Genomic DNA, 19,478 nt, shown 5'->3' on the forward strand with positions numbered 1-19,478 from the left:
ATAACGCTGGCCGGTGAATCCGGCCAGCGGCATTTATATTGAGGCTAATTTGGCAAAATCTCCCGGCGGAAATGTTACCCGTACCGATGTCGCCCGCGTCGCAGGCACCTCGGTAGCCGTGGTCAGCTATGTGATCAACAATGGGCCGCGCCCGGTGGCGGAAGCGACCCGTCAGCGGGTGCTGGCTGCCATTAAGCAGACGGGCTACCGGCCTAACGCCGTAGCGCGCGCGCTGGCCTCCGGCACCACCAAAACTTTTGGTCTGATTGTGCCGAACATTGCGAACCCGTTTGTCGCTTCCATGGCGCATGTCCTGCTGCAGGAGTCGCTTAACCACGGCCATATCATGCTGCTGGGTGATGCCGGTGACGATCGTCAGCGTGAGCTGGAGCTGATTCAGGGCATGCTTAACCGTCAGATCGACGGACTGTTTTATAACAGCGTCGATCGTCATCCCTATATTGACGTGGTGCAGGCGAGCGGAACGCCGCTGCTGATGCTGGATCGCATTACCCCGCGCCCCGGCGTCAGCGTGCTGAGCATGAACGAGCGGCTGGCGGCCTGTGATGTCACCCGGCATCTGCTGAGTCACGGTTATCAGCAGGTGGGCATGATCAGCGGCCCGCCGGCGATGTTTAACGCCCGGGATCGTATTCAGGGCTGGCGTGATGCGATGCAGGAGCGGGGGCTGCCCGTGGATGAAAGCCTGATTTTCCCGGCGGATTACTCGCGGCAGGGCGGCTACGACGCGGCGCAGCGCATGATCGCCAGCGGTCGCGTACCGCGTGCGCTGTTTGCCAGTAACGAAGGCCAGGCCATTGGCTGTATTCGCGCGTTTGCCGAGCAGGGGATCCGCGTGCCGCAGGATGTGGCGCTGGTCTGTTTCAACGGTACCACGCAGGCCGCGTTTCATGTGCCTTCGCTGACCACGGTGCGACAGCCGCTGTCTGAGCTGGCGCAGCGCGCTATTGCTATGCTGAAAAACCAGCCGGAGGAGGGGGTGATGGCCGAGCTGCCGCACTATATCGAAACCGGCGAGTCCTGTGGCTGCCTGCAGCCTTAAATACAATAACGATAAAACATTATGAAAAGAGTGATTATTGATTGCGATCCGGGGAATGGCATCGCAGGTGCAAATACTGATGACGGACTGGCGATTGCGCTGGCGCTGGCATCACCCGCGCTGTCGCCGGAACTGATTACCACGGTCACCGGTAACACGCCCAGCGCGACGGGCGCGCGCGTGGCAAAAGATTTGCTGAAACGTCTCGGGCTGAATATTCCGGTGGTGCAGGGGGCGCTGCAGGCGCTGCGCGAAGATCCGCTGCCGTGGCGGGCGCGTCTGGATAATCTGGCCGATCCGGCGCTGGCCGCGCTGTGGCAGGGCGTGCGTCAGCCAGCGGTGATGGCGGCGGACGGCCATGACGCTGCCGGCGTGATGGGCCAGCTGATCTGCGATAACCCGGGAGAGTTTACGCTGGTCGCTATCGGGCCGCTGACAAACGTGGCGCAGGCGCTGCAGCGTTATCCACAGATGGCTGAATCGGTAGCGGAGATTGTGATCATGGGCGGCGTCTTTGCGCTTGATGACTACATCAAAGATACCAATTTTGGTCTCGATCCGGAGGCGGCGCATCAGGTACTGCACAGCGGTGCCACCATCACCCTGGTGCCGATGGACGCCACCACGCAGACGCTGCTGACCCGCGACGATCTCGCGCGCATCACGGCGCAATCGCATCCGCTGACGCAGTTTATCCGCGAGACGCTGGGCCCCTGGATCGACTACTCAATGCGGACCCGGCGGCTGCCAGGCTGCTGGATCCATGATGCGCTGGTGGTCGCCTGGCTGCTGAACCAGCGCGTGGCGGAAGGCGCCGATTATTACGTGGATATCGAGCTGCGTCCCGGTGCAACGCGCGGCAAGAGCTGGCGTTACCGTCCACCGCTGCGACTTGATGTGGGGATCCCGCCAGAAACCGGGGCGCTGGTCCATGTCCTTCAGCACGTTGATAATGCGCTGCTGCTGGATATGCTTGAACAGGCTTTTACCCGTTTGCCGACCCGGCTCTGAAACGTGACAGCGACGGCGCGATAAGATCCGTGCCCTCAAAGCGCTTCACAGACGTCGATCCAGGCGGCATGGGTCAGCTCCGCCATTCTCTGCGGTGAGATGCGTACCGCGCTGCGCACTGAACCCGCGGCAGGCAGCACCTCATCAAAGCTGCGCAGGGAGATATCGCAGTACACGGTCAGCGGGTTTTCCAGACCAAAAGGAGAGACGCCGCCGACCGGATGGCCGGTCCAGTTCACCACCTCATCCACGCTCAGCATGCGCGCTTTGGCGCCCAGGGCGGCTTTCAGTTTGCGGTTATCCAGACGCGCGTCGCCGCGGGTAACAATCAGCACCACCTGCTCTTTCACTTTCAGCGACAGCGTTTTGGCAATCTGCCCCGCTGAGACGCCGTGAACGCGTGCCGCCAGCGCCACGGTGGCCGTGCTTTCAGGCGTTTCAATAATTTCGATATCCGGCGCATGCTCAGCAAAGAACTGCTGTACCGACTCCAGGCTCATGGTGTTCTCCGGTAAAAACTGAACCTGAACGCTGCCACAAGGCGAAAAAAGTGTAAACGAGAGAAAAGGAGAATTTACGGCGCGCGCGTGCTTATTGCGCTTTCAGTGTACAGTTACCGCAGCGCTCGACGTCAGGAATACGATAGCGCTGACAGCAGCTGCGCCGCTCCATCGTCCCGTGGCGCATAATCATGGTGCGGTAAAGCGGGTTATCGCTGCCGTCCGGCAGCGACGGCGTGAAAAACAGCATCTCTTCCAGCTGGTCGATCAGCGCAGCGGGCAGCTGCGCGCGGAGTTCACCCAGGAACCAGTAGATCAGGTAGCCCATGTTGTTCCAGATAAGGCGCGCATTGATGTCGCCGTGCTGCGTCATGCCTTCCACGGCGGGCTGCAGGCAGGTCTGGATCAGGCGCGCCATACGCTGCGGGGCAGAGAGAAATCGCGCGGGCTCATCCTCCTGCACATCCAGCCAGAAGGTGGCGGGATGGCCATTTTCGTGAAACTCAGCGCGGATATATTCAGGTGAGCAGTTGAGGGCACGCGGCTCATGCAGCAGCGCCATCATCAGCGTGGGCACCAGCAGGCCGAAGTACCACTGCGCCCAGAGTGACTGCAGCGGCTTCGCCTCCCGCGGCGTATCAGGATGGCTGCGATAAAGATAGTCACCGTAGCGCTGCGTCAGAGACTGAAAGTGCTCCGGTGCCGACCATTCAGCCAGCGTCAAAGCGCCTTCCGGTGCGGTTTCTCCCAGTCTGACATACGCCTGACGGTCGCTGCACTGCTCATGGATCAGCTCCTGCAGCGCGCGTACCAGCGTGCGATCGCGCTGCATGAAGATCGGGGACTGCTCACTGAAGCGGTGCGCCTGACGCGTAATCGTAGCCATGCCAATCCTGAATGATAACGGGAAACGAAAAACAAATGATAATCGTTCCTGATTGAGTGGGCAAGATAGCAGCAGCATAAGATTGCTATAGCGTTGTATTTATCACTTTATTGCGGCTCGCTAATCGCCTGCCGGCGTGCCGGCAGCGCCTCCCAGGCCAGAATGGTATTGCGCCCGCGGTTTTTGGCGACATAGAGCGCACGGTCAGCGTTGGCGACGGCCCGCTCAAAATCGTGCGCAGCCATCGGCGCGATGCCGGCGCTGACGGTGACGTGAGTCGATACCGCGGTATTAGAACGATGGGGGATCTCCAGTTCCAGCACCGACTGCCGGATGCGCTCGGCGAGCTTCATGGCGATTGACGCGTTGACATTGGTCAGCAGTACCAGAAACTCTTCGCCACCATAGCGGGTGACCACATCGCGCGAGCGGACGGCGTCACGGATCGCGGCCGATACGCGCTTCAGCGCCTGGTCGCCCATCGCATGTCCGTAATTGTCGTTATAGGCTTTAAAGTGATCGATATCCAGCAGCAGGATAAAGTGGCTGCCGGCATGGTTCTCGAGAATGGTTTCCAGCCGGTTCTGCAGCCCGCGCCGGTTATAGAGGCCGGTCAGCGGATCGAGCATGCTGAGCGCGCTGAAGCTCTGCTTCTCTTCATACAGCTGGCCAATCAGCTGCCGGGTAAAATGGTCAAAACGCCGGCGCATCAAATGCAGCAGGGAAAATCCAATCAGCGGCAGCGTAATAGTAAACAGAATAGTGGTCAGGTGCTGTCCCTTATCCAGCAGCAGCACGGTCAGCACCGGCGGCAGAATATGCAGGCAGAATGCCGTTAAATAGTCGCTCAGTGCGATAGCGCTGATAAAAAAGACGCTAAGTAAGCTGATAATTAAATAGCTGCTATCAAACGCTGAAATCAGATGATATTTCTGATTAATATGCCACGCCCACAGCAGCCCGAGCAGCAGCGCGACCGGCGTTAATACGGGAAAGCGCAGGCCGGGCATTATCAGGCAAAGCAGCAGCAGCGTGGTGCTGAAACCCGCGACCAGCACTGCGGGTAGGGTAAATATTGGTATCTGAACGTTCAGGCAGGGCAGCAGGCAAAAAAGTGAAACGGCGATATTAAGAAACAAAAACAGCATCAGCGAAAGCCGATATTTGCTCTGTTTCAGTTCATCGTAAGCGTTTAATTTCATTATTATTACCCGTGACAGCCCTGAAATATCAAAGCGCTACCCGGCAGCGTTAATTCTGCTATGCGGATAGTCAGCACGTTTCATGTTGTTATCAGGTGTGTTATCGGCGGCAATTTAGCATTTTCCAGTATTTCTGTCATGCGGTGAAAAATTCGCTGCAGAATGAGAATGGTTGTCATATGATAATGGTAATTCTTATCATTAAGGGGCGTAATGATGATCGCAGCAATGCTGGCTGCCTGCGGCTTGTGGGGTGTGAGCTGGATAATGGGTAAGCGCCTGGATAGTGGCTGGGGTATTCTGCTGCCCTGTACCGCTATGCCGCTGTTTGCGTTATGGGAACCGGGCTATGCGCAGTGGCGGGCGATCATGATTGTTATGCTTCTGCTGACGCTGGTTATGCTGTTTCACCAGCGGCTGCGCCACTATATATTGCTGCCATCCTGCGTCGCGCTGGCGGGCGGCATCACGGCAGCGTCAGTGAATTTTCATCTGGGTTAGCAGCGTGCAGAAACAGCAACATCACGCAGCGCGTGATAAGCAGGAGAGTAACATTCAGGGAATTAACTGCCGGGAGAGAGGTGACAACAGTGGTGCGAAGAGAGGGACTTGAACCCTCACGTCCGTAAGAACACTAACACCTGAAGCTAGCGCGTCTACCAATTCCGCCACCTTCGCATCGTGTTGTCTGTTTATATCACCGCATGGTGCGAAGAGAGGGACTTGAACCCTCACGTCCGTAAGAACACTAACACCTGAAGCTAGCGCGTCTACCAATTCCGCCACCTTCGCGCAGTGCACGCGATATAAACTCTGTGATTATTGGTGCGAAGAGAGGGACTTGAACCCTCACGTCCGTTAGGACACTAACACCTGAAGCTAGCGCGTCTACCAATTCCGCCACCTTCGCATACCGGCAACACTTTACAGTATTGCTAACCACGGAGGCGCATTCTAGAGGTTTTACGCAATGCGTCAACAGATATTTTACGGCGATAAACCGACTGCTGGAAAAAGCAACGCTTTATCGCCGCATCAGGCGCTTAGCGTCCGCGCGCGCCACGACCATAAACCGCACGGTAAACCTTAAAGCGGCCGGTCTGCGCCAGCACTTCGTGGCTGCCGAAGGTTTCATCCAGTATCTGCGGATAAGGCAGGAAAGCATTCGCCACAATACGCAGTTCGCCGCCGCTGTTCAGATGCTTCACCGCGCCGCGGATAAGGCTGTTGGCCGCATCAAGGCTGGTCTGCATGCCGTCATGGAACGGCGGATTAGAGATGATCAGATCGAAACGTCCGGTAACGTCGCTAAAGACGTTGCTGGCAAACACCTCGCCTTCCAGCCCGTTTGCCGCCAGCGTGGCTTTGCTCGCTTCAATGGCAGCGGCGTGCACATCACACAGCCACAGCCGTACCTTCGGCGAGTGCTGCGCCAGCGCGGTGGCTAAAACACCGCTGCCGCATCCGAGATCCAGCACTTTTCCTTTGGTGTGCGGCGTCAGGGTCGACAGCAGCAGATCGCTGCCAATATCCAGGCCATCGCGGCTGAATACGCCCGGCAGCGTATGGATGGTCATCTCATCCAGCTGGTAAGTATTGCCGAACTGGCTGGCGTCAAACTCAGGCTGCTGCGTCAGCTGGCCATGATAGAGGCCGCAGCGACGCGCGCTGTCAATTTTCTCCAGCGTCACCCACTGCTCCAGCATGCCTTCGGCGCTGCGTACGCCGCTGCGGTTTTCGCCCACGACAAAGATATCGCTGCCGACAGGGAGTAACGCGAGCAGATTTTGCAGCTGGAACTGCGCTTCCGGCTTATTTTTGGGCCAGAAGTAAATCAGGGTGGTGCAGTCTGTCACATCGGCCGCGCTGGCCACGAGGCTGTATACGGCGCGATCGCCCAGCCGATGGCTCAGGTTCTGCCAGTGATGATACTGCTGGGTATGAACGCGGCTGAGCGCGGTTTCCAGCTGGGCGGGCAGGTCATCCTGCAGGTCACCCGCAAATAGCACGTGGCGGGTGGTAAATTCATCACTGTGGCGCAGAATAACTTCACTGGCCGGGGTAAAAGCAGACATGGAACGCTCCTGTTAAATCAGAGCGGGGATTATAGTGCTTTGTTGGCGCATGTTCGACGGGTTTGCTAGCATAGCGCGCATTACTTACGGCATAGCGGAAAACAGCATGAGTACAAGACGCGACTGGCTTCTGCAGCAGATGGGGATTACGCAGTATCAGCTGCGGCGTCCGCGCGTGCTGCAAGGGGAGATCGCCGTCAGGCTGGCACCCGATACGCGCCTGCTGCTGGTAGCGGAACACCCGCCGGCACTGGATGAGCCTCTGATACGGGACGTGCTGCGGGCGCTGGATATTCTGCCCGCACAGGTGATGACGCTGACGCCGGAGCAGCTGCCGATGCTGCCAGAGCAGGTAGCCTGTCCCGGCTGGCTGCTGGGCGTGGAGAGCGGGCACACCTTTAACGGTGTGGTATTCACCAGCGCCGTCCTTAATGAACTGATTAGCAGCGGCGCAGCCAGGCGCGCGCTGTGGCAACAGATGTGTAACCATGACCACTATCTCGCTCATCACGGCTGACGATCGGCCGCAGCAGCTCGCCATTGAACGCCGGGCGCACGCTTTTCCCTGGAGTGAACAGACCTTCGCCAGTAATCAGGGGGAACGCTTTCTCAACTTCGGGCTGCACAGTGACGGACGCCTTGCCGGCTTTGCCATTACGCAGGTTGTGCTGGATGAGGCGTCGCTGTTTAACATCGCCGTTGATCCCGACTTTCAGCGCCGCGGCTATGCGCGTCAGCTATTGCAGACGCTGATCGGCGAACTGGAGCAGCGCGATGTGCTGACCCTCTGGCTGGAGGTGCGCGCCTCAAACCGCGCGGCGATTGCCCTGTATGAGCAGCTCGATTTTCACCAGGTCAGCGTGCGCCCCAATTACTACCCCACCGCAGGCGGACGGGAAGACGCCATCATTATGGCGCTGACACTTTGACCGCTGATTAAGGAGCACCATGTTAAACGACTGGGACTGCATCCTGTTTGATGCTGACGAAACACTGTTTCATTTCGATGCCTTTGCCGGACTGCAGCGCATGTTTACCCGCTACGACGTGCAGTTCAGCGATCGCGATTACGCCGATTATCAGGCGATCAATAAGCCTTTATGGGTGGATTACCAGAACGGCACCATCACCGCCGCACAGCTGCAGACGCAGCGCTTTACGCTCTGGGGAGAGAAGCTCAGCGTAGAGCCGGATATCCTGAACAGCGATTTCCTTAATGCGATGGCGGAGATCTGCCTGCCGCTGGAAGGCGCGCCTGAACTGCTGCAGAGCCTTAAAGGCCGCGTCAAAATGGCGATCGTCACCAACGGCTTTACGGCCCTGCAGCAGGCGCGGCTGGAGCGCACGGGCTTTCACGATATGTTCGATGCGCTGGTGATTTCAGAGCAGGTTGGTGTTCCCAAGCCGGACGCAAAAATCTTTGCTCATACGCTGGAGCTGCTCGGCAATCCGGCGCCACAGCGCGTACTGATGGTTGGCGATACGCCCGAGTCTGATATTCTCGGGGGAATGAATGCGGGTCTTAAAACCTGCTGGATCGATCACGGCACGCGCCCGTTGCCTGCGGATATTACCCCTGATTTTCAGGTGAAAAACCTCGCTCAGCTTCAGGCGATTCTTACCGCTTAAAGCGCGCCGTTAAAAACCGAAAACCAGGCAGAAGCAGCGGCCTGGTTTTTTTGTATCTGTCTGAACAGCCCGCGGCTCAGGCTGGCGCTTAGCGCGTCTTTTCCTGTGCATCGGGTGTTTCTGCCGGCTCTTCCTCTTTATCTTCTTTCACCGCGCGGCTGGCGGTAAGCAGGAAGGGCGACTGCTGCCAGCGGGTGCGGCGATCGCGCAGCAGAGTACGGGTCAGAATGATGCCAATCGCCAGCGCCAGCAGCATCATCAGGCGCAGAATATTGGTGGTGTTATCTACCTGACGTGATTCGGTAACCAGAACGTGCGTATCCAGCGTCACGCGCAGAAAACCCTGTGGCCCCTCTTTACCTTCCAGCGGCTGCACAATCTGATGATTGAAGTAGCTGCCGGCGCGTTTGCCATCCAGCGCCAGACGGTCGCGTACGTTGATGGTTTCACCGCTGTGTGCCACCAGGCTGCCATCGTCGGCATAGACGGAGGCATCAAGGATGCGGCTGTTATCCGTCATCTGATCGAGAATAGCGGCAATCTGCGTGCGGTTATCATCGCTGTTATCCATCAGGGGCTTCAGGCTGAACGCCACCTGGCGGGTGAGGGTATGGGCCAGCTCTTCAACCTGCTCAGAGCGCGCCATCTGATGACCCAGGCTGAACCATGAGGCGCCCTGCATCAGCACCACCAGCAGCGCCAGAGAGATAAGAACAATCACCGTGCGATGCAGGCGAAATTTCAGTGCAGTTTTAACCATCAGAAACCCATGTGACATAGCAGCAGAAAGGCTGGCAATTATGTTGCCAGAACCCGCGCAGACAAGGTAGCCTCTTGCGTGGTTTTGTTGTCCCTACAGGAGCTGTAATGCCAAATCGTCTTACCTGGTGCGATCTGCCCGCCGATGTCTCACTCTGGCCGGGTTTACCCCTCTCCCTGAGCGGTGATGAAGTTATGCCGCTGGACTACCGTGCCGGCCGCACGGGCTGGCTGCTGTATGGGCGCGGACTCGATAAACAGCAGCTGACTGATTATCAGCATCAGCTGGGGGCCGCCATGGTGATTGTCAGCGCGTGGAACGTTGACGAATATCAGGTGATCCGGCTGGCAGGCTCGCTGACGCCGCGTGCCACCCGGCTGGCGCATGATGCCGGGTTCGACGTGGCGCCGCTCGGCAAAATCCCGCATCTGAAAACGCCAGGGCTGCTGGTGATGGATATGGATTCTACGGCGATCCAGATCGAATGCATTGATGAGATCGCCAGACTGGCGGGCTGCGGTGAGCAGGTGGCTGAGGTCACCGAACGGGCGATGCGCGGTGAACTCGACTTCAAAGCCAGCCTGCGTGAGCGCGTGGCGCAGCTGGCTGGCGCCGATGCCGCTATCCTTAAACAGGTGCGCGACACTCTGCCGCTGATGCCGGGCCTGACCACGCTGGTGCATAAGCTGCAGGCGCTCGGCTGGCAGGTTGCGATTGCGTCTGGCGGTTTTACCTTTTATGCGGATCACCTGCGTCAGACCTTGCATCTGGCGGCGGCCGTCGCCAATGAGCTGGAGATGCGCGACGGTAAACTCACCGGCGAGGTGATCGGACAGATTGTCGATGCGCAATATAAAGCGGATACCCTGCATCAGCTGGCACAGCGTTTTGATATCGCACCGCAGCAGACGGTAGCGGTGGGCGATGGCGCCAACGATCTGCCGATGATTAAGCGTGCAGCACTGGGTATTGCCTATCATGCTAAACCTAAAGTGAATGAGCAGACGGAAGTCACTATCCGTCACGCTGACCTGATGGGGGTGTTCTGCATCCTGACCGGCAGCCTGATTCATGAAGAGCGTTAACTGAGGAACTGATTTGGCCAAAGCGGCAAAACGCGCCTTCGTGTGCAACGAATGCGGCGCAGACTATCCGCGCTGGCAGGGGCAATGCAGCGCCTGCCACGCCTGGAACACCATCACCGAGGTGCGTATTGCTGCCTCGCCTGCCGCTGCGCGCAATGAGCGCCTGAGCGGCTATGCAGGTAACGCCGGCAGCAGCCGGGTGCAGAAGCTCTCGGAGATTAGCCTTGAGGCGCTGCCGCGCTTCACCACCACCTTTAAAGAGTTTGACCGCGTCCTGGGCGGTGGAGTGGTTCCGGGCAGCGCTATCCTGATTGGCGGCAGCCCCGGTGCCGGTAAATCGACGCTGCTGCTGCAGGTTATGTGCAAGCTGGCGGAGAGCATGAAGACGCTCTATGTCACCGGCGAGGAGTCGCTGCAGCAGGTGGCGATGCGCGCGCACCGGCTGGGACTGCCCACGGACAACCTGAATATGCTGTCGGAAACCAGTATTGAGCAGATCTGCCTGATTGCCGAGCAGGAAGAGCCGAAGCTGATGGTTATCGACTCCATCCAGGTGATGCACATGGCGGATATTCAGTCTTCTCCCGGCAGCGTGGCGCAGGTGCGGGAGACCGCCGCCTATCTGACGCGTTTTGCCAAGACGCGCGGCGTGGCGATTATCATGGTCGGCCATGTCACCAAAGATGGCTCGCTGGCAGGTCCGAAAGTGCTGGAGCACTGTATCGACTGCTCGGTGCTGCTGGATGGCGATGCCGACTCGCGCTTTCGCACGCTGCGCAGCCATAAAAACCGTTTTGGTGCGGTGAATGAGCTGGGCGTATTCGCCATGACGGAGCAGGGAATGCGTGAGGTCAGCAACCCTTCAGCTATTTTCCTGTCGCGCGGCGATGAGATCACGTCAGGCAGTTCGGTGATGGTGGTGTGGGAAGGTACCCGGCCGCTGCTGGTTGAGATCCAGGCGCTGGTGGATCACTCGATGATGGGCAATCCGCGCCGCGTAGCGGTAGGGCTGGAGCAGAACCGTCTGGCGATTTTACTGGCGGTACTGCATCGTCACGGCGGCCTGCAAATGGCGGATCAGGATGTGTTTGTTAACGTGGTAGGCGGCGTAAAAGTCACGGAAACCAGTGCCGATCTGGCGCTGCTGCTGGCGATGGTTTCCAGCCTGCGCGATCGTCCTTTGCCGCAGGATGTGGTGATCTTTGGCGAAGTCGGGCTGGCAGGTGAGATCCGGCCGGTACCGAGTGGCCAGGAGCGTATCTCTGAAGCAGCCAAGCACGGCTTTAAGCGCGCCATCGTGCCGGCCGGCAACGCGCCGAAGAAAACGATTGATGGCATGAAGGTTTACAGCGCGAAGAAGCTGGCGGATGCGCTGGCCATTCTGGATGAGCTGTAATTTCGCCAGGGCGGCATAAATGCCGCCGCCGCGATATGCAGGGGGCGCATTAATGCGCCCCGCCTTAAAGACCGCACCGCCGTTTATTGTCCGCAGGAGGCACTGAGTGTCATCATTTGACTATCTGAAGAGCGCGATTCGGCAGCAGGGCCATACGCTGCAGCAGGTGGCTGACGCCAGCGGAATGACCAAGGGCTACCTGAGCCAGTTGCTTAACGCGAAAATAAAAAGCCCTGGTGCGCAGAAACTGGCGGCGCTGCATCACTTTCTCGGGCTGGAGTTTCCGCGGCGTGAGAAAACCGTGGGTGTGGTATTTGGCAAGTTCTATCCGCTGCACACCGGCCATATCTACCTGATCCAGCGCGCCTGCAGTCAGGTGGATGAGCTGCATATTATTATGGGCCACGATGAGCCGCGCGATCGCGCACTGTTTGAGAACAGCGCCATGTCGCAGCAGCCCACCATCAGCGATCGTCTGCGCTGGCTGCTGCAGACATTCAAATACCAGAAAAACATTCGTATTCACTCGTTCAACGAAGAGGGAATCGAACCCTATCCGCACGGCTGGGATCTCTGGAGCGCAGGCGTCAGCGCGTTTCTGGCAGAGCAGGGGATTGTGCCCGACTGCGTCTATACCAGCGAAGAGCCGGATGCGCCGATGTATCAGCAGTATCTGGGGATCCCGGCGCGGGTCATCGATCCACACCGATCGTTTATGAGCATCAGCGGCAGCCAGATCCGTCAGGATCCGTTTCGCTACTGGGAATATATTCCGACCGAAGTGAAGCCTTTCTTTGTGCGCACCGTCGCGGTGCTGGGTGGCGAGTCGAGCGGCAAATCCACGCTGGTCAACAAGCTGGCGAATATCTTTAATACCACCAGCGCCTGGGAGTATGGCCGCGACTACGTCTTCTCTCACCTCGGCGGCGATGAGATGGCGCTGCAGTACTCTGACTACGATAAAATCGCGCTGGGTCAGGCGCAATACATCGATTTTGCCGTCAAGTACGCGAATAAAGTCGCCTTTATCGATACCGACTTTATTACCACTCAGGCGTTCTGCCTGAAGTATGAAGGACGCGAACACCCCTTTGTGCAGGCGCTGATCGATGAGTACCGCTTTGACCTGGTGATCCTGCTGGAGAACAACGTGCCCTGGGTGGCGGATGGCCTGCGCAGCCTCGGCAGCTCGGTAGACCGGCGCGAGTTTCAGTCTATTCTGGTGACCATGCTGCGGGAAAATAACGTTGAGTTTGTGCACGTGCAGGAGGACAACTACGATGCGCGCTTCCTGCGCTGTGTGGAGCTGGTCAAAGAGCGGCTGGGCAATTAACGCCTGAGCACAATAAAAAAAGGCGCCCGGAGGCGCCTTTTTTATCAGCAGGTTACTTCGCCATACGCTTGTATTTGATACGCTTCGGCTCCAGCGCATCCGCGCCGAGAGTGCGTTTCTTATACTCTTCGTATTCGGTAAAGTTACCTTCAAAGAACTCAACCTTGCCCTCATCCTGATAATCGATGATATGGGTGGCAATACGGTCGAGGAACCAGCGGTCATGCGAGATCACCATCGCGCAGCCCGGGAACTCCAGCAGGGCATTCTCCAGCGCGCGCAGGGTTTCGATGTCGAGGTCGTTGGTTGGTTCATCCAGCAGCAGCAGGTTGCCGCCTACCTGAAGCAGTTTCGCCAGGTGCAGACGTCCGCGCTCACCACCGGAGAGTTCGCCTACGCGTTTACCCTGATCGGTGCCTTTGAAGTTAAAGCGTCCGACGTAGGCACGGCTTGGCATCTCGGTGGTACCGATACGCATAATATCCTGGCCGCCAGAGACCTCTTCCCATACCGTTTTAGAGTTATCCATCGCATCGCGGAACTGATCGACCGACGCCAGCTTCACGGTTTCGCCCAGATCGATGCTGCCGGAATCGGGCTGCTCCTGACCAGACATCATGCGGAACAGCGTCGATTTACCCGCGCCGTTCGGCCCGATAATCCCGACAATAGCTCCTTTTGGCAGCGAGAACGACAGATTGTCAATCAGGACGCGATCGCCATACGATTTGCTGAGGTTTTTTACTTCCAGCACTTTATCGCCGAGGCGTGCGCCTGGCGGAATAAAGAGTTCATTGGTTTCATTACGCTTCTGATAGTCGCTGTTGTTCAGCTCTTCAAAGCGAGCCAGACGCGCCTTGCCCTTAGACTGACGGCCTTTCGCACCCTGACGCACCCACTCCAGCTCTTTTTCAATGGATTTGCGGCGTGCAGCTTCCTGCGACGCTTCCTGCGCCAGACGCTGATCTTTCTGCTCCAGCCAGGAGGAGTAGTTGCCTTCCCACGGGATACCTTCACCGCGGTCCAGCTCCAGGATCCAGCCCGCAACGTTATCGAGGAAGTAACGGTCGTGGGTAATCGCGACCACGGTGCCTTCGAAGTCGTGCAGGAAGCGTTCCAGCCAGGCGACAGATTCCGCGTCCAGGTGGTTGGTCGGTTCATCAAGCAGCAGCATGTCCGGCTTTTCCAGCAGCAGGCGGCACAGCGCCACACGACGGCGCTCACCACCCGACAGGTTGCCGATTTTGGCATCCCACTCCGGCAGACGCATCGCGTCAGCGGCGCGGTTGAGCTGGGTTTCCAGATTGTGGCCATCGTGCGCCTGAATCACCTCTTCCAGACGGCCCTGTTCGGCGGCCAGCTTGTCGAAGTCCGCATCGGGATCGGCGTACAGCGCGTAGACTTCATCAAGACGTTTCAGAGCGCCAGCGACTTCCGCCACCGCTTCTTCAACCGATTCACGCACGGTGTGTTCCGGGTTGAGCTGCGGCTCCTGCGGCAGATAACCCACTTTAATGCCCGGCTGCGGGCGCGCTTCCCCTTCGATATCTTTATCAATACCGGCCATGATGCGCAGCAGGGTCGATTTACCTGCGCCGTTCAGACCGAGTACGCCGATTTTGGCGCCCGGGAAGAAGCTAAGAGAGATATTCTTCAGAATGTGACGCTTCGGCGGTACCACTTTGCCGACGCGATGCATGCTATAGACGAATTGAGCCACGTTATGATGAGCCTCTTGGTCTGTAAATAGTGGAACGTCAGATGGTGAAGTTTAGCGGTTTTCACGGCCTAATCACAGCCGCGCCGCGGTGAAACTTGCGTGACAGGCGTGATGTCAGGCGCACTGCTGCGTAATTGTACGCGCTGACGGCGATCAGGGCAGATGCAGCGTAATCGCCTGCTCTGCCAGCCACGCACTGAGCGCGGCGTCGGGGGCGCTGTCGCTGACCAGCCGCTCGAAACGGTGCAGCGCGCTGATACGGGCAGGCAGCACCTTGCCATATTTGCTGCTGTCTGCCACCAGTACCCGTTCACGCGCGCGCAGCATGGCGTGGTGCTTCATCGCCAGCTCATTCAGGTTGTAACAGGTTGCGCCCTGCTGCAGATCCACTCCCGCTGCTGAGATAAACGCCAGCGCCGGGCAGAGATCATCAAGAATGGAGTGATTGCCGACTGGCGTAAACAGCGCGTTGTCAGCGTGAAACTCGCCGCCGCTGAGGATCACGCTGCAGGCGGGCTTCTCTTTCAGTGCCAGAAAGGTGTTCATCGCGCAGCAGACTGCCGTGAAGGCGAGGGTGTCCGGAATCGCGTCGATGACGTAGGGCAGCGTGGTTCCGCAGTCAAAAAACACCGTATCATTTTCACGAATCAGCGCGGCGGCGGCCTGCGCCAGACGCCGTTTACGCGCGGCGTTGTGCCCGTGCTGATCGGAAACAAAATAGTGTCCGGCATGGTGTTTCGGATCGCTGACCACATAGCCGCCGAGCAGCACCACCTGCGAGGCCGATTCGCTGAGATCGCGGCGGATGGTCATTTCAGAGACGCCCAGCAGCTGCGCCGCCTCTTTCAGATGCAGCTTATCGGTGCGTTTCAGGGCCTGGGCCAGCTTATTGAGTCGTTCGTCGCGCCGGGTTTCCATAAGCATCTCGGTAAAAGTGGTGTTCTGCCGCAGAGCAGCGGATGCGGTTTGCCATTGAGCCTCTGAGCGCGACAATCCTGACAGGTTTCAGGCGGTTGCGGCGGCGTCAGCAGCGGGTGGTCAATAGTAGCCTTAAAGGCGCCGTGGCGTAAACTGCGTTGCAGGTGCACAGGCGGGTCAGGGGGCAGGAGCCTGTTCGTCAGGTAAATTTTGTTAAGAACGTGGCGAGAGACGAAAGCCCTGGTTAGCATGAAGGGAGTCCGGCATACGCTGGACCGAAGCAGAGAGGAGAGCGGAGTGGAGAAGTGGCGTAACTGGATGATAGGGATGTGTCTGGTCAGCACGGCAGGCAGCGTATGGGCCGACTCGCTGGATCAGCAACGACAGCGCTATGCGCAGATCAAGCAGGCCTGGGATAACAAACAGATGGACCAGGTTGAGCAGCTGATGCCGACGCTGCAGGATTATCCGCTCTATCCCTATCTGCAGTATCGCCTGCTGGCGCAGGATCTCGATCAGGAAGCGGGGCTGGCGATCAAAAACTTTATTCAGCAGTATCCGACGCTGCCGCCGGCCAAATCGCTGCAGACGCGATTTGTGAACGTGCTGGCGCACCGGCAGGACTGGCAGGGGATTTTAAGCTTCAGTCCGGATGAGCCGAAGCCGGTGCAGGCGCGCTGCAACTGGTACTACGCTAAATGGGCCACCGGCCAGCAGCAGACGGCGTTTACCGGTGCGAAAAGTATCTGGCTGCGCGGATCGGCACTGCCCGCTGACTGTGACCGGCTCTTCTCAGTCTGGCAGGCATCAGGCCAGCTCTCGCCGATCACTATTCTGGAGCGTATCCGCCTGGCGATGAAAGCGGGCAACGACAGCCTGGTAAACTATCTGGCAAAAATGCTGCCGGCGGATTACCAGACCACCGCCAGCGCACTGCTGGCCCTGCAGCAGAATCCGCAGACCGTAACGACGTTTGCCGCCACGCTGGGGCCGACCGACTTTACCCGTATGGCCACCAGCTACGCCTTTGCGCGCGTGGCGCGCGAAGATATGGATAACGCGCGCATGATGATCCCGCAGCTGGTTAAAGCGCAGAAGATGAGTCAGGCAGAAGAGCAGGATCTGAAAGAGGCGGTGGTATGGCGCATGATGGGGGCTGACCTGACCTCAGAGCAGGCGCGCTGGCGCGATGCCGTGGTGATGAACAGTGAATCCACCGCGCTTATCGAACGTCGCGTGCGCCTTGCGCTGAGCGAAAGCGACCGCCGTGGCCTCAACACCTGGATTGCGCGCCTGCCGCTGGAAGCGAAAGAAAAAGATGAGTGGCAGTACTGGCAGGCGGATTTACTGATAGCGCAGGGGCGCAAAGAAGAGGCCGATGAGATTCTGCGTAAGCTGATGCAGCAGCGCGGCTTCTATCCGATGGTAGCGGCGCAGCGCCTTGGCACCGACTATCCGCTGAAGATTGATGACGCGCCGGCCGCGGACAACAGCATCGTGCAGGGACCGGAGATGGCGCGCGTACGCGAGCTGATGTACTGGGGCATGGATAACCTGGCGCGCAGCGAGTGGGCAAACCTGATCGTCAGTAAAACCCGCACGCAGCAGCAGATGCTGGCGCACTACGCGAACCAGCAGGACTGGTGGGATCTGAGCGTGCAGGCCACGATTAGCGCAAAAATGTGGGATAGCCTGAAAGAGCGTTTCCCGCTGGCGTGGCGCAATCTGTATCAGCAATACACCGGTGATAAGGCGATCGATCCGAGCTACGCCATGGCCATCTCGCGCCAGGAGAGCGCCTGGAACCCGAAAGCGCGCTCCCCGGTCGGGGCCAGCGGATTGATGCAGGTGATGCCAGCCACGGCCGCGCATACCGTGAAAATGTACAATATTCCCGGCTACGCAAACAGCAGCCAGCTGCTTGATCCGCAAACCAATATCCAGATTGGCACGCAGTATCTGGAGTATGTCTATCAGCAGTTCGGGCAGAACCGCATTTTCTCCTCCGCCGCCTATAACGCCGGGCCGGGGCGGGTGCGCAGCTGGCGTAATAACAGCGGAGGCAAACTGGACGCCGTGGCCTTTATTGAAACGATTCCGTTCTCTGAAACGCGGGGCTACGTGAAGAACGTGCTGGCGTATGACGCTTACTATCGCTACTTCATGGGGAAACCTGACAAGATTCTCAGCGACAGCGAGTGGAATCAGCGTTACTGAGTGTGCTATGCTTCCGTACTCGTTAATGAGTACGGAAGCCACTATGCCTTCATCCCTTTCTGAGCAGCCCGCTGAGGATCACTGGCTGCGTTTTATCGACCTGATGCAGCATGCGTTTGCCGATAACGTGGCGCTGCCGATGCTGCAGCTGATGATGACGCCCGATGAACGTGAATCGTTCGGCACGCGGCTGCGCATTATCGAAGCGTTAATCAACGGCGATATCAGCCAGCGCGAACTGAAAAACGAGCTGGGCGTGGGCATTGCGACGATAACGCGCGGCTCTAACAGCCTGAAAGAGGCGCCACCCGAACTCAGACGCTGGCTGGAATCGCGGCTGATTACTGCTGATAAAGCGGATGAGTAAACGGGCAGAGTGCGAGGATCAGCGCCTGATGATAGACGCTGGAGCGGGTCAGCAGGCCCTGCGTAAAAGCGCCGATCGCGCCGCCCTTGTGTTTGATATTGTCGACCCCGGTCAGGCGCGCCATCTCATCGCCCAGCTCGCGCCCGGCTGCTAATCCTGCCAGCACAACCGGCGGCAGCGTAAAGCTGGCAGAGCGTGATTCACCGCGCTGCTGTGCATTTTCCACTACCATCCATGCAAACGCGCAGTCGCCTTCGATGCCCGCTTCAATAGCCACCCAGAAATCCGCCTCCGGCGCGGCCGCACGGGCATTAATCACGCGCTGACGTGCGCCGCTGCGCGTTTCTGTATCGCTAAGCGGCTGCGCCGCCACGCCGCTCTCGACCGCTACCCCGCGAATATGGCAGGATCCCTCACCGAATACGTCGCTGAACGCCTGCGCAACCGCATGAATTTTTGCCGGATTGGTGGTGGCTGCGACAACATGGTACATAATTGATTGAACCCTCAAGGCAAATTTGTCGCAGTATAACGGAAATTACGCATGTTACAGGTCTATCTTGTTCGTCACGGTGAAACGGTTTGGAATGCGGCCCGACGCATTCAGGGGCAGTCCGACAGTGCTCTGACGGATAAAGGTGAACAGCAGGCGCGTCAGGTCGGTGAGCGGGTGAAAACGCTGGGCATTACGCACGTCATTGCCAGCGATTTAGGCCGCACCCGGCGTACGGCAGAGATTATCGCTGACGCCTGCGGCTGCCCGGTTACGCTGGATGCACGTTTGCGCGAGCTGAATATGGGCTGTCTGGAGCAGCGTCCGCTTGATGGCCTGACGGCGGAAGAGGAGCGCTGGCGCAAGGCGCTGGTGGATGGCACCGAAGCGGGGCGCATTCCCGGCGGCGAGTCGATGAGCGAGCTGGCGGCGCGCATGCATGATGCGCTGAACGCCTGCCTCGATCTGCCAGCCGGCAGCCGGCCATTGCTGGTCAGCCACGGTATGGCGCTGGGTGCCCTGGTGAGCACCATTCTGGGTTTACCGGCGCATGCGGAACGACGCCTGCGCCTGCGTAATTGCTCGATTTCACGCGTGGATCATCAGCAGAGTGCCTGGCTGGCGTCTGGCTGGATTGTAGAGACCGCCGGCGACGTCTCGCATCTGGATGCCCCGGCACTGGATGAGCTGCCAGGGGCGCATTAATGCGCCCCCTACGGGAAATGTAGGGGCGCCATTAATGGCGCCCGGGTTAATGCGCGCGCGGAACGTGATGACGTCATTAATGGCGCCCGGATTAATGCGCGTGCGGAACGTGATGACG

At 58.7% G+C, this 19,478-nt stretch carries 20 protein-coding genes and 3 tRNA genes; 12 read left to right on the plus strand and 11 right to left on the minus strand.

Going from position 1 to position 19,478, the window contains the following annotated elements:
• Positions 1-49 precede the first annotated feature (49 nt).
• Together B4056_RS03185 and B4056_RS03190 are read left to right on the plus strand one after the other, a co-directional pair.
• The gene (locus B4056_RS03185; RefSeq protein ID WP_104085637.1) at positions 50-1,063 is read left to right on the plus strand and encodes a LacI family DNA-binding transcriptional regulator; all 1,014 of its coding nucleotides are present in this window, start codon (positions 50-52) and stop codon (positions 1,061-1,063) included.
• A gap of 21 nt (positions 1,064-1,084) precedes the next feature.
• Positions 1,085-2,074 (plus strand): nucleoside hydrolase, encoded by a 990-nt coding sequence (locus B4056_RS03190; protein ID WP_094110701.1) that lies wholly within the window; start codon positions 1,085-1,087, stop codon positions 2,072-2,074.
• A 35-nt stretch (positions 2,075-2,109) separates the two neighbouring features.
• Here the strand turns inward: B4056_RS03190 and B4056_RS03195 are convergent, their stop codons facing one another.
• The 3 genes from B4056_RS03195 to B4056_RS03205 form a co-directional block, all read right to left on the minus strand.
• Entirely contained in the window at positions 2,110-2,574 is a 465-nt protein-coding gene (locus B4056_RS03195; RefSeq protein ID WP_094110702.1) for a YbaK/EbsC family protein, read from the minus strand.
• Positions 2,575-2,665: 91 nt separating this feature from the next.
• Positions 2,666-3,460 (minus strand): siderophore-iron reductase FhuF, encoded by a 795-nt coding sequence (gene fhuF, locus B4056_RS03200; RefSeq protein ID WP_108569976.1) that lies wholly within the window; start codon positions 3,458-3,460, stop codon positions 2,666-2,668.
• A gap of 107 nt (positions 3,461-3,567) precedes the next feature.
• The gene (locus B4056_RS03205) at positions 3,568-4,662 is read right to left on the minus strand and encodes a GGDEF domain-containing protein (RefSeq protein WP_150034750.1); all 1,095 of its coding nucleotides are present in this window, start codon (positions 4,660-4,662) and stop codon (positions 3,568-3,570) included.
• Between the two features lie 216 nt (positions 4,663-4,878).
• Between B4056_RS03205 and B4056_RS03210 the strand changes: the two genes are divergently transcribed.
• Positions 4,879-5,163: a DUF1435 domain-containing protein gene (locus B4056_RS03210; protein ID WP_071669150.1), complete on the plus strand. Its 285-nt coding sequence runs from the start codon at positions 4,879-4,881 to the stop codon at positions 5,161-5,163.
• 90 nt (positions 5,164-5,253) lie between these two features.
• On the opposite strand, the gene B4056_RS03215 is transcribed toward B4056_RS03210, so the two are convergent.
• From B4056_RS03215 to rsmC, 4 genes are all read right to left on the minus strand, one after another.
• Positions 5,254-5,340, minus strand: a tRNA-Leu gene (locus B4056_RS03215).
• A 27-nt stretch (positions 5,341-5,367) separates the two neighbouring features.
• Positions 5,368-5,454, minus strand: a tRNA-Leu gene (locus B4056_RS03220).
• Positions 5,455-5,485: 31 nt separating this feature from the next.
• A tRNA-Leu gene (locus B4056_RS03225) sits at positions 5,486-5,572 on the minus strand.
• Positions 5,573-5,705: 133 nt separating this feature from the next.
• On the minus strand, positions 5,706-6,737 hold the full coding sequence (gene rsmC, locus B4056_RS03230) for a 16S rRNA (guanine(1207)-N(2))-methyltransferase RsmC (protein WP_094110705.1): 1,032 nt from the start codon (positions 6,735-6,737) through the stop codon (positions 5,706-5,708).
• A 106-nt stretch (positions 6,738-6,843) separates the two neighbouring features.
• Here rsmC and B4056_RS03235 point away from each other — a divergent pair, with 106 nt between their 5' ends.
• Genes B4056_RS03235 through yjjG form a run of 3 tightly spaced genes read left to right on the plus strand, consistent with a single transcriptional unit; the run spans position 6,844 to position 8,366 of the window.
• Positions 6,844-7,254: a DNA polymerase III subunit psi gene (locus B4056_RS03235; RefSeq protein WP_039382425.1), complete on the plus strand. Its 411-nt coding sequence runs from the start codon at positions 6,844-6,846 to the stop codon at positions 7,252-7,254.
• Complete coding sequence (gene rimI, locus B4056_RS03240) at positions 7,226-7,666, plus strand: ribosomal protein S18-alanine N-acetyltransferase (protein ID WP_039382428.1); 441 nt, start codon at positions 7,226-7,228, stop codon at positions 7,664-7,666. The genes B4056_RS03235 and rimI overlap by 29 nt, the downstream gene beginning before the upstream one ends.
• 19 nt (positions 7,667-7,685) lie before the next feature.
• On the plus strand, positions 7,686-8,366 hold the full coding sequence (gene yjjG / locus B4056_RS03245; RefSeq protein WP_039382431.1) for a pyrimidine 5'-nucleotidase: 681 nt from the start codon (positions 7,686-7,688) through the stop codon (positions 8,364-8,366).
• 88 nt (positions 8,367-8,454) lie between these two features.
• Here the strand turns inward: yjjG and B4056_RS03250 are convergent, their stop codons facing one another.
• A complete protein-coding gene (locus tag B4056_RS03250; RefSeq protein ID WP_039385704.1) occupies positions 8,455-9,126 on the minus strand; it encodes a YtjB family periplasmic protein in 672 nt (223 codons plus the stop codon).
• A 107-nt stretch (positions 9,127-9,233) separates the two neighbouring features.
• Here B4056_RS03250 and serB point away from each other — a divergent pair, with 107 nt between their 5' ends.
• The 3 genes from serB to nadR all read left to right on the plus strand — a co-directional run bounded on the left by serB (position 9,234) and on the right by nadR (position 12,940).
• Positions 9,234-10,211 carry a phosphoserine phosphatase gene (gene serB, locus B4056_RS03255; RefSeq protein ID WP_039382434.1) on the plus strand — a complete coding sequence of 326 codons (978 nt, stop codon included), beginning with the start codon at positions 9,234-9,236 and terminating at the stop codon, positions 10,209-10,211.
• 13 nt (positions 10,212-10,224) lie between these two features.
• The gene (gene radA, locus B4056_RS03260; protein WP_039382437.1) at positions 10,225-11,607 is read left to right on the plus strand and encodes a DNA repair protein RadA; all 1,383 of its coding nucleotides are present in this window, start codon (positions 10,225-10,227) and stop codon (positions 11,605-11,607) included.
• Positions 11,608-11,713: 106 nt separating this feature from the next.
• Positions 11,714-12,940, plus strand: a complete 1,227-nt coding sequence (gene nadR, locus B4056_RS03265; RefSeq protein WP_094110707.1) for a multifunctional transcriptional regulator/nicotinamide-nucleotide adenylyltransferase/ribosylnicotinamide kinase NadR — start codon at positions 11,714-11,716, stop codon at positions 12,938-12,940.
• A gap of 52 nt (positions 12,941-12,992) precedes the next feature.
• Here nadR and ettA read toward each other — a convergent pair whose 3' ends face one another.
• Together ettA and deoR are read right to left on the minus strand one after the other, a co-directional pair.
• Positions 12,993-14,660 carry an energy-dependent translational throttle protein EttA gene (gene ettA / locus B4056_RS03270; RefSeq protein WP_288653815.1) on the minus strand — a complete coding sequence of 556 codons (1,668 nt, stop codon included), beginning with the start codon at positions 14,658-14,660 and terminating at the stop codon, positions 12,993-12,995.
• A 153-nt stretch (positions 14,661-14,813) separates the two neighbouring features.
• Positions 14,814-15,578: a DNA-binding transcriptional repressor DeoR gene (deoR, locus tag B4056_RS03275; RefSeq protein ID WP_094110751.1), complete on the minus strand. Its 765-nt coding sequence runs from the start codon at positions 15,576-15,578 to the stop codon at positions 14,814-14,816.
• Positions 15,579-15,875: 297 nt separating this feature from the next.
• Here deoR and sltY point away from each other — a divergent pair, with 297 nt between their 5' ends.
• Positions 15,876-17,795 carry a murein transglycosylase gene (gene sltY, locus B4056_RS03280; RefSeq protein WP_288653816.1) on the plus strand — a complete coding sequence of 640 codons (1,920 nt, stop codon included), beginning with the start codon at positions 15,876-15,878 and terminating at the stop codon, positions 17,793-17,795.
• 43 nt (positions 17,796-17,838) lie between these two features.
• On the plus strand, positions 17,839-18,162 hold the full coding sequence (gene trpR, locus B4056_RS03285; protein ID WP_094110709.1) for a trp operon repressor: 324 nt from the start codon (positions 17,839-17,841) through the stop codon (positions 18,160-18,162).
• Here the strand turns inward: trpR and yjjX are convergent.
• Positions 18,137-18,655: an inosine/xanthosine triphosphatase gene (gene yjjX / locus B4056_RS03290; RefSeq protein WP_094110710.1), complete on the minus strand. Its 519-nt coding sequence runs from the start codon at positions 18,653-18,655 to the stop codon at positions 18,137-18,139. The genes trpR and yjjX overlap by 26 nt on opposite strands.
• Positions 18,656-18,706: 51 nt before the next feature.
• Between yjjX and gpmB the strand changes: the two genes are divergently transcribed.
• Positions 18,707-19,360 carry a 2,3-diphosphoglycerate-dependent phosphoglycerate mutase GpmB gene (gene gpmB, locus B4056_RS03295; RefSeq protein ID WP_039382453.1) on the plus strand — a complete coding sequence of 218 codons (654 nt, stop codon included), beginning with the start codon at positions 18,707-18,709 and terminating at the stop codon, positions 19,358-19,360.
• Positions 19,361-19,478: the final 118 nt, after the last annotated feature.

This window comes from Pantoea sp. UBA7232, from assembly GCF_002473195.1.
Taxonomy (GTDB): domain Bacteria; phylum Pseudomonadota; class Gammaproteobacteria; order Enterobacterales; family Enterobacteriaceae; genus Pantoea; species Pantoea eucrina.

Excerpts from the sequence above, each read along its gene's own strand:
- B4056_RS03190 (WP_094110701.1), top strand. The coding sequence starts at position 1,085 with ATGAAAAGAGTGATTATTGATTGCGATCCGGGGAATGGCATCGCAGGT.
- B4056_RS03195 (WP_094110702.1), bottom strand. The coding sequence starts at position 2,574 with ATGAGCCTGGAGTCGGTACAGCAGTTCTTTGCTGAGCATGCGCCGGAT.
- fhuF (WP_108569976.1), bottom strand. The coding sequence starts at position 3,460 with ATGGCTACGATTACGCGTCAGGCGCACCGCTTCAGTGAGCAGTCCCCG.
- B4056_RS03205 (WP_150034750.1), bottom strand. The coding sequence starts at position 4,662 with ATGAAATTAAACGCTTACGATGAACTGAAACAGAGCAAATATCGGCTT.
- B4056_RS03210 (WP_071669150.1), top strand. The coding sequence starts at position 4,879 with ATGATCGCAGCAATGCTGGCTGCCTGCGGCTTGTGGGGTGTGAGCTGG.
- rsmC (WP_094110705.1), bottom strand. The coding sequence starts at position 6,737 with ATGTCTGCTTTTACCCCGGCCAGTGAAGTTATTCTGCGCCACAGTGAT.
- B4056_RS03235 (WP_039382425.1), top strand. The coding sequence starts at position 6,844 with ATGAGTACAAGACGCGACTGGCTTCTGCAGCAGATGGGGATTACGCAG.
- rimI (WP_039382428.1), top strand. The coding sequence starts at position 7,226 with ATGACCACTATCTCGCTCATCACGGCTGACGATCGGCCGCAGCAGCTC.
- yjjG (WP_039382431.1), top strand. The coding sequence starts at position 7,686 with ATGTTAAACGACTGGGACTGCATCCTGTTTGATGCTGACGAAACACTG.
- B4056_RS03250 (WP_039385704.1), bottom strand. The coding sequence starts at position 9,126 with ATGGTTAAAACTGCACTGAAATTTCGCCTGCATCGCACGGTGATTGTT.
- serB (WP_039382434.1), top strand. The coding sequence starts at position 9,234 with ATGCCAAATCGTCTTACCTGGTGCGATCTGCCCGCCGATGTCTCACTC.
- deoR (WP_094110751.1), bottom strand. The coding sequence starts at position 15,578 with ATGGAAACCCGGCGCGACGAACGACTCAATAAGCTGGCCCAGGCCCTG.
- trpR (WP_094110709.1), top strand. The coding sequence starts at position 17,839 with ATGCCTTCATCCCTTTCTGAGCAGCCCGCTGAGGATCACTGGCTGCGT.
- yjjX (WP_094110710.1), bottom strand. The coding sequence starts at position 18,655 with ATGTACCATGTTGTCGCAGCCACCACCAATCCGGCAAAAATTCATGCG.
- gpmB (WP_039382453.1), top strand. The coding sequence starts at position 18,707 with ATGTTACAGGTCTATCTTGTTCGTCACGGTGAAACGGTTTGGAATGCG.